Raw genomic sequence first — 12,706 nt, forward strand, 5'->3', positions numbered from 1 at the left:
CTCGGTCAGACGATCTAGGAGGCAGCAGTGTCTGGTGTTACCCGACGGGGAGTTCTCGGCATGGCCGGAGTCGCGGCGGTCGCCGGCGTGCTCGGCACCGGCGGTCAAGCGGTCGCGCGGCCGGACGGCGAGGCGCTGATCGGGCCCGCGCGCGGCGATCGGCTGCACGTGATGACGTTCAACATCCGCCTCGACACCAAGGCCGCGCCGCCGAACCCCGACGCCTGGACCACCCGCCGCCCGATCCTCGCGCAGCTGCTCAACACCGAGCAGCCCACCCTGCTCGGCGTGCAGGAAGCCTTGTACGGCCAGGTGAAGGAGGTCCGGGCGGACCTCCCGCGGCACTACGACTGGGTCGGGCTGGGCCGCGAAGGCGGTGGCCGCGGCGAGTACATGTCGATCTACTTCGACACCCGCCGGGTCGAGCCGCTGGACTACGACCACTTCTGGCTCTCCGACACGCCGAACGTGATCGGCTCGAAGAGCTGGGGCAACAACGTGATCCGGATGGTCACCTGGGTGCGCTTCCTGGACCGCCGGACCGGCCGCGAGTTCGTCCACGTCAACACGCACTTCGACCACCAGTCGGAGGAATCGCGCCGCCGCAGCGCGCAGCTGGTGCGCGACCGGATCGCAGGTTTCGACGCCGCGCTGCCGGTCGTGCTCACCGGCGACTTCAACACGCCCGCCGAGACGTCGGAGTCCTTCAAGATCCTGACCGGCGGCGGGCTGGCCGACAGCTGGGCGACGGCCGCCGAGCGGCTCACCCCGGCGTGGGGCACCTTCGGCGGCTACAAGGAGCCGGTCGAGGGCAAGGAGCGGATCGACTGGCTGCTGCACAACGGGCGCTTCCGGGTGCTGCAGGCCGCGATCAACACCTACCGCAGCGGCGGCTACTTCCCGTCCGACCACCTGCCGGTCCACGCGCTGCTCGAATTCGCCTGATCCGTTCAGCGCGCGAGGAGCACGGCCGTGAGTGGTTTGGGGCGCCATAGCACCCCAAATCACTCACGGTGGCCCTGAAGTCCCGCAGCCTGGTCGGCCTAAGACGGCCCTTCATCGCCCGGTGATGCGGTCGAGCCAGGACTGCCAGGCGGCGCTGCGGGACTCGCGGTCCACCGCGACGCCGTAGAAGTACTGGGTCGTGCTCACCATGTGGTGCAGATCGTCGGCTATGAAGCGGTAGAGGCCGTGCTCGGTGCGGATGCCGAGCAGCGACTCGTCGCGCAGGTCCACCACGCCCTCGATGGGTTCGAGCCCTTCCGGGGTGAGGCGCACCTGTTCGCCGAGGGCCGGATCCGCGCCGAGCCGCGCGATCAGGTCCGCCCACACCGCCTTTCCGGGCCGGTCGGTGAACCCGGTGGCGACCACGTTGGCCACCGGCAGCCCGGGGAAGTGCCGGAAGTACTCGGCGAGGTTGTGCAGGAACAGGTCCCAGCCCTTGCCGAAGCCGTCGTACTCGGCTTCCCAGTCATCGCCCCCGAAGAATCCACTTTGGACGAGACGGAGCACGGTGGTGCCGCCCGCCCTGCCCTCGACCAGGAACTCGATCGTCAACGGAGGTTCGCCGTCCGGGCCGGGCGCGCCGTAGACGACCCGCCTGCCCGGCTCCCGCTCCAGCACCTGGCCGGCCTGGGTGTTGCCGCCGCCGAAGTCCGCCTCGATCTCCCCGCCCGCGTGCTCGTGCGGCACGAACCAGACCGACATGCCCTCCGGGGTGGAGATCGCCTGCCAGACCTGTTCCGGGGTGGCGGCGAGTTCGATCTCCTTCGCCAGCCGCCGGCGCTCGTCCACCGCGATCAGTCCTGCTGGACGAGGATGATGAGGTTGCCGCAGGTGTCGTCGAACACCGCCTGCGCGCCGAAATCGGTCTTCACCGGCTCCTGGGTGAACTCGACCCCGAGTTCCTTCATCCGCGCGCAGTCCTTCTCCAGGTCCGCGCTGCCGAGCATGGTGAACGGGATGCCCGCGTCGTACAGCGTCTTCTTGTACACCTGCGCGGCCGGCTTGCCGTCGATCTGGATCCCGGGGTTGCCGTCCGGTTCGAGCAGCAGCTCGACGCCGTCCGGCGCATCGGGCGAGACGACGGTCAGCCACTTGGCGTCGCCGGCCGGGATGTCGGTCTTCTTCACGAAGCCCAGCACGTCGGTGTAGAACGCCAACGCCTTGTCCTGGTCGTCGACCAGGATGCTGGTAACCGGAACGAACATGATCAACTCTCCCCTTCTCGTCGAACCGTCGGATGCACAGCGACCACGATCCGGTGCGCCCGCCCATCGGCCGCGGACTCGTCGTGGTACTTCGAGATCAGCGATGTCACCGCCCCGGACAACTCCTCGGCGAACGCGGCGCGGTCGGCCGCGGAGGCGAACCGGACCTCGCCGTCGATGGCGAACGTCGCGAGCCGCTTGCGGGCCTTTGCCGCTCCCGCGATCAGCTCGCCCACGTCCCGCACCAGCCTCGCGGCCACCGCGAGCAGCCAGCGCGCGGACAGCCGGTCGCGGGACCGCGCGGGATCGGGCTCGACCGCCGCCAGGACGCTCGGCGAGATCACGTACGAGACCGCGGTCGCCCGCAGCACGCGCTCGGTGAAGTTGCCCTTGCGCCGCTCCTCGACCAGCTCGACCAACCCATGCCGCTCCAACTCGCGCAGGTGGTAGTTGACCTTCTGCCGGGTCAGCCCGACCTTCTGCGCGAGCGTAGTCGCCGAGCCGGGTTCGGCCAGTTCAGCGAGCAGCCGGGCGCGCACCGGGTCCAGCGAGACCTCGGCCGCCCCCGGATCGTCGATCACCGCCACATCGTGCATGTCAACACCGTCCCATTGACAAATTTTTTTGTCAAGGCGGGCGTCCGCTCTCACCAGCGCCTGCCGATCAGTCAGGAATTGCCCGCCTGGACGGGGACCAGGACGATCCAGACCTGGCCGGGCGCGAACGGGATCGGCTCACCCGCCGGTGTGGTGTAGGCGGTGCCCGCCTCGGAGATCGGCCGGGACCAGTGGGCCTCGAACGACAGGCCGTCGCGGAGCACCAGCGCGCGCCCCTGCCCGATGGTTTCCGCGAACGGCGACACGTTCCCCACCACGTCGCGGAACGGCGAGGCCGACACGGGGACTTCCTGGAGCACCACCGTGCTCGCGCCGAGTCGTCCGCTGTCGGCGGCCGAGTACGGGCGGCCGTCCATCGACACCAGCCATCGCCGATCACCCGGCGACCAGGTGAAACTCACGCGCGCGGCCCGGTAGGCGACCTCCTCCCGGTCGGCAGGCACACCGCCGGGAGGGGCCGCGCCGAACAGCAGCCGGGCGTCCGGCGACCAGCCCGCGCCGGCCGGAAGCCGGGCCGGGCGCACGAAGAGGTTGTGCGGCGCCTGGCCCGGTCCCCGGAAGTACGCACCGGGAACGCTCGCCTGCGAGGCGTCGTTCACCGGTGCCCGCCCGATCTCCGGCAGGAGTTCCGGTGCCGCACCGGAGAACGCCAGCGTCGGATGCCCGAACTGGGGCAGCAGGCGCAGGTCGGTCTGCCGGGCGCTGCGCACCGGGCCCACCACCGGCGGCAGGCTGGACGCGAAAACCGCTATCAGCCTGCTGATTCCCGCCTCGACCGGCTCGACGAAGATCACGTCTGCCGCACCGATCCCGGTCGGCGGGCGGGCCGGCGGCGAGTTGTCCACCTTGACCGCGAGCACCGGTGGCCCGGGCGGCGGAGGTGGTGGCGGCGGCGCGGGAGGTGGCGGGGCCGGCTCGGCGATCGGCACCGTCAGCGTTCCGGTGGGTTGCAGGGCCAACCCCCCGAGCACGACGGCCAGGACGGTGACCAGGGTTCCGAACACGCGCAACCACCACATCGCCCCTCCACGACGGCAGTCGTCCGCTGCCGGGTAGCTTCGCGCGCCCCGGCAGCCACGACAAGGGGCCGATCAGCGGTACGGACGCCGGTCCCGGGCCTCCTTCGTCGCGCGCGCCCACCAGACGACCTGGTCCAGCATCAGCTTCGCCGCGCCGGCCGGGCCCATCTCGTCCTTGGGGTTGCCGGACTCGTCGAAGCAGTCGTAGACGCCGTGGAAGCTCACGGTTTCGCGGACGGTCACGGTGTGCAGTTCGGCGAAGACCTGGCGGAGCTGCTCGACCGCCCGCAGGCCGCCGGAAATCCCGCCGTAGGAGACGAATCCGACCGGCTTGGTCTGCCACTCGGCGTTGGCGGTGTCGATGGCGTACTTCAGCGATGCCGGGTAGCCGTGGTTGTACTCGGGGGTGATCACGACGAACGCGTCCGCGGCGGCCAGCCGGCCGGCGTACGCCGTCAGCTGCGGGGTGAGGCCGGCCGGGTGCACCGCGGGGAGTTCGAGCTCGGCCAGATCGATGACGTCGACGTCCAGTTCCGGGTGCTGCTTCGCCAGCCCGGCGAACCAACCGGCCACCGTCCCGGCGAAGCGGCCCTCCCTGGTGCTGCCGACGATGATGCCCAGTCGCAAGAGGTCTTCGGACATTTTCGCTTTCCCTTCAGGATGACTGCCTTGCGGACCATCCTGAAACTTCGACATTACTCGAAGTCAAGGCTCATTGTCCGAAGTGGATCCATGCCGCGCCCGGAGCGCGTCGAACTCGGCGTCGCTCAGCCGCACGTCGAGGTCGCGCAGGACGGGTTCCAGCCGGTCGACGGAGATCTTGGTGACCGCCACATCGCCACCCGGGCGCTCCACCACGAGCTCGTCGCCGACCAGGCGGCGGCTGATCCCCCGGTCCAGCCGCATGACGACCAGCTTGCGACCGAACGGCGACCGCGGATGCGTCGAGATGAAGTGGTGCGCCACCTCGTAGTCGCTGAAGTGCTGCGGCATCTCGTCGGAGGAGTGCAGCGCTTCCCAGCCTTGCGCGGTCTCGATCTCCAGCGTCCACAGTGCACCCTCGCGGACCAGGCGGTGCTTCCAGCCGGCCTGGTCGGCCAACGCCCCGTCCGCGAACGGCATCGGCGTGAACAGGTTCGCGCCGAAGCCCACGTCGGCCAGGTGGTCGGTGCCGTCGACACGAACCCGGAGCATCGCGTGGGTCCGGAAGCCGAACTGCCGCGGCCGGGTCCGCGCCATCCGGCGCTCCACGTCGAACCCCAGGTTCTCCAGCACCGCCGCGAATAGCAGTGCGTGCTCGTAGCAGTAGCCGCCGCGGCCGCGCCGGACGAGCTTGTCGTTGATCTCGGGCAACGCGACCCCGGGGTGCTGCCCGAGGATCACGTCGACGTTCTCGAACGGGATGGCGCGCACGTGGGCCTCGTGCAGCGACCGCAGCGCCGCCGCCGACGGCTCCACCCGCGGGTGCCCGAGCCGGGCCAGGTAGGCGTCGACGTCGACGGTCCCGATCTGCCATTCGTCGTGCTCGTTCTCGCTCATGACTGGTCCGCCTCTCCGCGATTCACAGTTCCGCCTCTCCGCGATTCACAGCGGTGGTTGCGTCCGGGATCAATCCCGCGTTTCGCGGTTTCTTGTGGCTGGGTTACGTCACGGTCCCCTGGGGTGCGGTTCAGTAGGACTGAGGTTGAAACCGGGCTACTCATGCCCAAAGCCTGGCAATTCGACCGCGTTGGAGGTCAAGGCACAGATCCGGGATTTCCGGCGGAACGGGCGCGGATCCCGTGCCGTTGACACCGGACGCGAGCCGCAAATACGGTATATCAACCGGTGTTCGAAATACCAGACATGGAGCGGGCATGCCGAACATTCCGACCCTCATCCACCTGCGCGACGAGGACGACGTCGCCATCGCCGGCGCCGACCTGGGTGCGGGCGCCGAAACCAGGGTCGGCGGCGGCGCGGTCGTGCTGCGCGCGGACGTGCCGCGCGGGCACAAGGTGGCGGTGCACGACATCGCGGCGGGCAGCGCGGTGCGCCGGTACGGCCAGGTGATCGGCTTCGCGGGCCGGGACATCGCCGCCGGGGAGCACATCCACCTGCACAACCTCGAATACCGCGAGTTCGAGCGGGCCTACGAGTTCGCCGTCGACGCCCAGCCCGAACAGCTCCTGCCCGCGGACCAGCGCGCCACCTTCCAGGGCTACGTCCGCTCCGACGGCAAGGTCGGCACCCGCAACTACCTCGGCGTGCTCACCAGCGTCAACTGCTCGGCGACCGCGGCGAAGCTCATCGCCCAGCAGATGCGGTTCTCCGGCGTCCTGGACGACTTCCCGAACGTCGACGGCGTCGTCGCGCTCACCCACGGCACCGGCTGCGGCATGGCCCCCGACGGCGAGGGCATCGACGTGCTGCGGCGCGTCATGCGCGGCTACCTCACGCACCCGAACTTCGCGGGCTTCCTCGTCCTCGGCCTCGGCTGCGAGGACAACCAGATCGTCAAGCTCACCGAAGACGTCGAGCTGCGCAGCGGCCTGCCGGTCGTCACCGCGACCATCCAGGAACTCGGCGGCACCACCAAGACCGTCCGCGCGGGCGTCAGCCGGCTCACCGAGCTGCTGCCCGAGGTCGACAGGGTCGAGCGCACCGCGGTCCCGGCCAGCGAACTCGTCCTCGGAACCAACTGCGGCGGCTCGGACTCCTACTCCGGCATCACCGCCAACCCGGCGCTCGGCGCGGCGGTCGACCGGCTCGTCGCGCACGGCGGCACCGGCATCGTCGGCGAAACGCCCGAGATCTACGGCACCGAGCACATGCTCGCCCGCCGCGCCGCCAGCCGCGAGGTCGGCGAGAAGCTCCTGGACAAGATCGCCTGGTGGCAGGACTACACCGCCAAGAACGGCGGTTCGATGGACAACAACCCCTCCCCCGGCAACAAGGCGGGCGGCCTGACGACCATCCTGGAGAAGTCGCTGGGCGCGGTCGCGAAGGGCGGCACCACGACGCTGCGCGACGTCGTCGACTACGCCGCCCCCGTCACCAGCAAGGGCTTCGTGTTCATGGACACGCCCGGCTACGACCCGGTATCGGTGACCGGGATCGTGGCGGGCGGCGCCAACGTCGTCTGCTTCACCACCGGCCGCGGATCGGCGTTCGGCTGCTCCCCCGTCCCGAGCCTCAAGCTCGCCACCAACACCCCGCTCTACGAGCACATGAGCGAGGACATGGACATCAACGCGGGCAGCATCATCGACGGCGAGACCACCGTCGAGGAGCTCGGCGAGCAGATCTTCGACCACGTGCTGCGGGTCGCCTCCGGCGAGCACACCAAGAGCGAAGACCTCGGCTACGGCGAGGAGGAGTTCGTCCCCTGGCACATCGGCACCGTCATGTGACCGATGGCGGCGCACTGCTGCTGGGCCTGGTGCTGCTCGGCTTCCGCTCCCCGTGGGCGCAGCGCAGAACCGCCTGATCAGCGGCATCGCGTCGCACGGTTGGGCCTTACTCGGCGCGCCTCGCGCTGGCTAGATTCGAAAACATGAGCGAATTACCGCAGGCGGGTGGTCGCGAGCACGAGTACTGGTTCGACAGCGACTACGCCCAGTTGATCGAAGCGTTGCGGCAGGGCGACGCCCTGGCCGACATCGCCGCGGAGTTGCAGCGCAGCGTGCGCGCCGTCGAAGGCCGGCTCAGGTACCTGATCCCCGGCGATGCCGTGCGGGGCGCGCGGGCCAGGGAGGACTGGCTGCGCGCGAAGCTCGCCGAAGAGCCCGACTACGACTGGCGCGCCGTCGCGCTGCGGAACTACGCCGCCGAGGAACGGCGGTACTGGGCCGCGACCGACGAGCGCGAGCTCATCGCGGGCTGGCGGCGGCGAACGTTCCTGCCGGCACTCGCGGAAGGGCTGCGCGCCTCGGACTTCCAGGTGGCGCGGCACCTCTGCCGCCTCGGCCTGGCGGCTTCGGTGACGGACGTCGTCGAGCACCTCGGCGCCGCGCCCGGCAGCACCACCGAGATCCGCGCCCGGATGCACGCCGACCGGGCCGCGGCGGCGGTGTGGGTGCTCGTGGTGGACGGCGAGGGAACGCGGATCCCGCTGTTCGACGGGCAACGGCGGCACATCTCGCTGCACACCGGCTTCGACGACGCGCAGCGGCGCCTGGACCAGCTGCTCCGCCAGGCCGGACGCCGCCACCGCGACGAGCTCCGCTGGAGCCTCGCCGAGCGCACCATCGGCGAGGACGCGCACGGGGCCACCCACCACGACCTGACCCGCCCGCCGGCGGTGGCCGGCTGACGGCTCAGGCGAGCAGGTGAGGGCACTCCTCGGGTTCGCCGAGCGGGCCGGGCCAGTCGAGGGAGTGCCAGAAGCCCAGCGCCTCGGTGCTGCGTTCGATCGGCGCCGTGCTCCACCGGTAGTCCGGCCAGGTGCGCCGCAGGAGGTCGATCGCGAGCGTCGCCAGGCCCCGCCGCCGGCAGCGCCGGTCGATGCGGATGTACTCCACGACCGCGACCCGGCAGCCGTGGCAGATCCGCAGCTCCAGGTCGCCGACGACGAGCCCGTCCAGCCGGATCTCGACGCCCGGCGGACCGGTGGGCAGCAACGCCGGCACGGCGGCCAGCTCAAGATCCCCGACCATGTGATCAGGATGTGCGGTCCACGCCCGTTTGTCTCGCCGAACCGGGATTCCGGCGGAAGTCGGCGAGCCAGGCGGAGCGCGCCACCTGGTCACATGGGCCGTGAGTACTTCGTGTCGCTATGACAACCAAAAGTGCGCACGGGTACTGACCTGCGGAGATGTTCCGGTCAGCGGCGGCCGCGTTGCCAGGAGTCCAGCGCGATCAGGGTCTTGGTGCTGGTGACCCGGTGGCTCCGGCGGATCTCGTCGATGGTGCGCTGCAGGTGCGCCATGTCCCGGACCCGCAGCCACACCAGCGCATCCGGGTCGCCCGCGATCGTGAACACCGCCTGCGCCTCGGGCATCCGGGTCGTCGTCTGGATGATCTCGTCCACGCCGCTGGTGCCCAGGAACCGCAGCTCGATGAACGCCTCGACGGCCCAGCCGAGCTTCGCGTGATCCACCTGCACGGTGTACCCGCGGATCACGCCGGCCTCCTCCAGCCGGTCGATCCGCCGCTTCACGGCGGCAGTCGACAGCGTCACCCGGCCGGCGATGTCCGACAGCGTCCGCCGCGCGTCCTCGCGCAGCAGAGCCAGGATTTCGTGATCTGTCGCATCGAGCGTCGGGTCGGCCATGGATCGCGATGTTACGCAAAATTCGGGCGTCCGACGGCCTCTGCACCACCGAAGTTTGCGTGGTTCCCGCAGTTTCGGGTCTCGGTGTTGTGCGCCACACCGCGCATCCGCTGAAGTGTCGGCGATCACGATCCGCGTGCCCGAGCGAGGGAGTTCGACATGGCCGCCTTCACCCTGGACGACCGCTACCTCCAGGAGTCGGGGACCGTCTACGTGACCGGGGTGCAGGCCCTGGTGCGGTTGTTGTTCGACCGGATCCGGCACGACCGCCGCCACGAACTGCGCACCGCGGCGTTCGTCTCCGGCTACGAGGGTTCGCCCCTGGCCGGGTTCGACCTGGAGCTGGCCCGCCGCGCGAAGCTGCTCGCCGACCACGACGTGGTCCACCAGCCGGGCCTGAACGAGGAGCTGGCCGCGACGTCGGTGATGGGCAGTCAGCTCACCGAGGGGCTCGGCACGCAGCGCCCGGACGGCGTCGTCGGCGTCTGGTACGGCAAGGCGCCGGGCCTGGACCGGGCCAGCGACGCGCTGCGCCACGCCAACCTCGCGGGCACGAGTCCGCGCGGCGGCGCGGTCGCGCTGATCGGCGACGACCCGAACGCGAAGTCCTCGACGGTTCCGGCGGCCTCGGAGGCGGCGCTCGCGGACCTGGCGATGCCGGTGTTCTTCCCGGCGGACTCGCAGGACCTGCTCGACTTCGGGCTGCACGCGGTGGAGCTGTCGCGGGCCAGCGGGTTGTGGACGTCGATCAAGGTGGTCGCCAACGTCGCGGACGCGGCCGGCACGGCGGTCGTGACGCCGGACTGGGCCGCGCCCGAGATCCCGGCCGAGCTCAAGCCCTACTCGCACCACCCCAGCGCGCGCCTGCTCGGCGCCGAGCTCGCCGGGCTGGAGCACAGCCTGCACAACCGGCGCCTGCCGCTGGCTGTGGAATACCTCCGGCGCAGCGGCGTCAACCAGGTGGTGCGCTCGGGCCCGGCGGACCGGATCGGCATCGTGGCGGCCGGCAAGTCCTATTTGGACATCCGGCAGGCGCTGCGGGCGCTCGGCCTCGGCGAAGCGGAGCTGGCCGCCTACGGGATCCGGCTGCTCAAGCTCGGCGCGATCTACCCGCTCGACCCGCAGCTCATCCGGGACTTCGCGACCGGGCTGACCGAGATCGTCGTGGTCGAGGAGAAGCGCTCGTTCCTCGAAACGGCCATCAAGGAGGTCCTCTACGGCCGGCCCGACGCCCCGGCGGTCCACGGCAAGAAGGGGCCGGACGGCGGCACGCTGTTCACCGAGCTCGGCGAGCTCGACCCGGACCGCATCGCCAAGGGCCTAGCCGGCCGGCTGACCGCGCACGGCGAGATCGAGCCGGTCAACGCCTGGCGGCAGCGCCGCCGCCGCGAGCGCATCGCGGTCCCGCTGCTGGCGCGCACGCCGTACTTCTGCTCGGGCTGCCCGCACAACTCGTCGACGAAGGTGCCGGACGGGACGGTGGTGGGCGCCGGTATCGGCTGTCACACGATGGCGCTGTTCATGGACGCCGACCAGGTCGGCGACGTCGTCGGCATCACGCAGATGGGCGGCGAGGGCGCCCAGTGGATCGGCATGGCGCCGTTCGTCGGCACCGAGCACTTCGTGCAGAACATCGGCGACGGCACCTTCACGCACTCCGGCAGCCTCGCCGTGCGCGCGGCGGTCGCCGCCGGGGTCAACATCACCTACAAGCTGCTGCACAACTCGGCCGTGGCGATGACCGGCGGTCAGGACGCGGTCGGCGCTCTGCCGCTGGCGCGGCTGACCGAGGTTCTGCTGCTGGAAGGCGTCGCCAAGGTGATCGTCACCAGCGACGCGCCGAAGCGGCTGACCGGCAAGCTGCCACGCGGCGTCGAGGTCCGGCACCGCGATGATCTGCTGCGGGCGCAAGAAGAACTGGCCACCGTGCCCGGCGTGACGGTGCTGGTCCACGACCAGGAGTGCGCGGCCGAGAAGCGTCGCAAGCGCCGCCGCGGCAAGCAGCCGACGCCGCCGGAGAAGGTGCTGATCAACGAGCGGGTGTGCGAGGGCTGCGGGGATTGCGGCGCCAAGTCCAACTGCCTCTCGGTGCAGCCGGTGTCGACCGAGTTCGGCCGCAAGACGCAGATCCACCAGTCCTCGTGCAACGTCGACTACTCCTGCCTGGCCGGCGACTGCCCGTCGTTCCTGACCGTGGTGCCCAGCGGCCGCACGGTGCGCCGCGAGATCAGCGAGGTCAGCGCCGGCGAGCTGCCCGAGCCCCAGCGCGGGACCGGCGACTTCACCGTCCGCATCACCGGCATCGGCGGCACCGGCGTCGTCACGGTCACGCAGATCCTCGCGACGGCGGCGGTGATCGACGGCCGGCAGGTCCGCACGCTCGACCAGATCGGCCTCGCGCAGAAGGGCGGCGCGGTGGTCTCCGACCTCAAGATCACCGCGGAACCCGTCGCGCAGGCGCCGAAACTGGCCGCCGGCGAATGCGACCTGTACCTGGGCTGCGACCTGCTGGTGGCGGCCGACCCGGTGCACCTCGCGGCGGCCGACGCCGAGCGGACGACGGCGGTGGTGTCCACCACCGAGGTCCCGACCGGCCGGATGGTCGTGGACACCGCCGTCTCGTTCCCGGTGCAGTCCGGCATCCGCGCAACCCTCGACGACGCCACCGCGCGGGCGTTCTACCTGGACGCGCGCGGCCTCGCCGAGCAGCTGTTCGACGACGACCAGTTCGCCAACATCCTGCAGCTCGGCGCGGCTTACCAGGCGGGTTCGCTGCAGCTGTCGGCCGAGAGCATCGAGCGCGCGATCGAGCTCAACGGGACGGCGGTGGCGGCCAACATCCAGGCGTTCCGCCGCGGTCGCCAGGCGATCGCGGACCCGGACGCGCTGCAGGCCGAGATCACCCCGCCGCCGGCGGCGCCCCGCGAGCCCGGCGCGGCGGCGCGGCGGGTGCGGGCGCTGGTCAAGGCCGCGGAGGGCTCGGAACTGGCGCGGCTGCTGGACATCCGGATTCCCGACCTCGTCGACTACCACGACGAGAACTACGCGCGCGCCTACGCGGAATTCGTCGAGGAGGTGCGCGGCCGCGGGGAGGACGCGGTGACCGAGGCGGTGGCCCGCAACCTCTACAAGCTGATGGCCTACAAGGACGAGTACGAGGTCGCCCGCCTCTCGCTCGACGAGCGGCTGCGGGCCGACATCGAAGCCCAGTTCGGCGCGGGCTCCCGGTTCGCGTTCCGCCTGCACCCGCCGGTGCTCCGCGCGCTCGGCATGAAGCAGAAGATCAGCCTCGGCCCCTGGTTCGGCAACGTGCTGCGGGTGCTGCGCGCGGCGCGGAAGGTCCGCGGCACCCGCCTGGACCCGTTCGGCTACGCCGAGGTCCGCCGCGTCGAGCGAGAACTGGTCGGCGAGTACCGGACGGCGATCACCAAGGCCCTGGCGACGCCGGACCACCCGGCGGTCCTGGAGCTGGCCGAGCTGCCGGACGTCGTCCGCGGCTACGAGGAGATCAAGCTGGCGAACGTCGAGACCTACCGCCGGCGCCAGGCCGAACTGCTCAAGTCGCTGGAAACCGCCGAGGTCGTCGCCGCGTCATGAGCGGCGGAA

At 70.9% G+C, this 12,706-nt stretch carries 11 protein-coding genes and 1 pseudogene; 4 read left to right on the forward strand and 8 right to left on the reverse strand.

What is annotated here, in order from left to right:
• Nucleotides 1-27 precede the first annotated feature (27 nt).
• Nucleotides 28-945, forward strand: coding sequence for an endonuclease/exonuclease/phosphatase family protein (locus ACWEV3_RS00300; protein ID WP_452611789.1), 918 nt, complete (start codon nucleotides 28-30; stop codon nucleotides 943-945).
• Between the two features lie 111 nt (nucleotides 946-1,056).
• On the opposite strand, the gene ACWEV3_RS00305 is transcribed toward ACWEV3_RS00300, so the two are convergent.
• The 6 genes from ACWEV3_RS00305 to ACWEV3_RS00330 all read right to left on the reverse strand — a co-directional run bounded on the left by ACWEV3_RS00305 (nucleotide 1,057) and on the right by ACWEV3_RS00330 (nucleotide 5,385).
• Nucleotides 1,057-1,794 carry an SRPBCC family protein gene (locus ACWEV3_RS00305; protein ID WP_452611790.1) on the reverse strand — a complete coding sequence of 246 codons (738 nt, stop codon included), beginning with the start codon at nucleotides 1,792-1,794 and terminating at the stop codon, nucleotides 1,057-1,059.
• A 5-nt stretch (nucleotides 1,795-1,799) separates the two neighbouring features.
• Nucleotides 1,800-2,210, reverse strand: coding sequence for a VOC family protein (locus ACWEV3_RS00310; protein WP_452611791.1), 411 nt, complete (start codon nucleotides 2,208-2,210; stop codon nucleotides 1,800-1,802).
• Nucleotides 2,211-2,212: 2 nt separating this feature from the next.
• Nucleotides 2,213-2,806, reverse strand: a complete 594-nt coding sequence (locus ACWEV3_RS00315) for an ArsR/SmtB family transcription factor (protein WP_452611792.1) — start codon at nucleotides 2,804-2,806, stop codon at nucleotides 2,213-2,215.
• Nucleotides 2,807-2,877: 71 nt separating this feature from the next.
• On the reverse strand, nucleotides 2,878-3,846 hold the full coding sequence (locus ACWEV3_RS00320) for a DUF3048 domain-containing protein (RefSeq protein WP_452611793.1): 969 nt from the start codon (nucleotides 3,844-3,846) through the stop codon (nucleotides 2,878-2,880).
• Between the two features lie 72 nt (nucleotides 3,847-3,918).
• Nucleotides 3,919-4,488 (reverse strand): NADPH-dependent FMN reductase, encoded by a 570-nt coding sequence (locus ACWEV3_RS00325; protein ID WP_452611794.1) that lies wholly within the window; start codon nucleotides 4,486-4,488, stop codon nucleotides 3,919-3,921.
• Between the two features lie 63 nt (nucleotides 4,489-4,551).
• Complete coding sequence (locus tag ACWEV3_RS00330) at nucleotides 4,552-5,385, reverse strand: arylamine N-acetyltransferase family protein (protein WP_452611795.1); 834 nt, start codon at nucleotides 5,383-5,385, stop codon at nucleotides 4,552-4,554.
• 317 nt (nucleotides 5,386-5,702) lie between these two features.
• Here ACWEV3_RS00330 and ACWEV3_RS00335 point away from each other — a divergent pair, with 317 nt between their 5' ends.
• Nucleotides 5,703-7,238 carry a UxaA family hydrolase gene (locus ACWEV3_RS00335; protein ID WP_452611796.1) on the forward strand — a complete coding sequence of 512 codons (1,536 nt, stop codon included), beginning with the start codon at nucleotides 5,703-5,705 and terminating at the stop codon, nucleotides 7,236-7,238.
• A gap of 143 nt (nucleotides 7,239-7,381) precedes the next feature.
• Nucleotides 7,382-8,140: a hypothetical protein gene (locus ACWEV3_RS00340; protein ID WP_452611797.1), complete on the forward strand. Its 759-nt coding sequence runs from the start codon at nucleotides 7,382-7,384 to the stop codon at nucleotides 8,138-8,140.
• Between the two features lie 4 nt (nucleotides 8,141-8,144).
• On the opposite strand, the gene ACWEV3_RS00345 is transcribed toward ACWEV3_RS00340, so the two are convergent.
• Both ACWEV3_RS00345 and ACWEV3_RS00350 read right to left on the reverse strand, forming a co-directional pair.
• On the reverse strand, nucleotides 8,145-8,483 hold the full coding sequence (locus ACWEV3_RS00345; RefSeq protein ID WP_452611798.1) for a hypothetical protein: 339 nt from the start codon (nucleotides 8,481-8,483) through the stop codon (nucleotides 8,145-8,147).
• 167 nt (nucleotides 8,484-8,650) lie between these two features.
• Nucleotides 8,651-9,100: an Lrp/AsnC family transcriptional regulator gene (locus ACWEV3_RS00350; RefSeq protein WP_358581579.1), complete on the reverse strand. Its 450-nt coding sequence runs from the start codon at nucleotides 9,098-9,100 to the stop codon at nucleotides 8,651-8,653.
• Nucleotides 9,101-9,250: 150 nt separating this feature from the next.
• On the opposite strand from ACWEV3_RS00350, the pseudogene ACWEV3_RS00355 reads away from it, so the two are divergent.
• Nucleotides 9,251-12,697: pseudogene (locus tag ACWEV3_RS00355) on the forward strand (indolepyruvate ferredoxin oxidoreductase family protein); the annotation flags it as partial.
• Nucleotides 12,698-12,706 lie beyond the last annotated feature (9 nt).

Source organism: Saccharopolyspora sp. NPDC003752 (assembly GCF_053605825.1).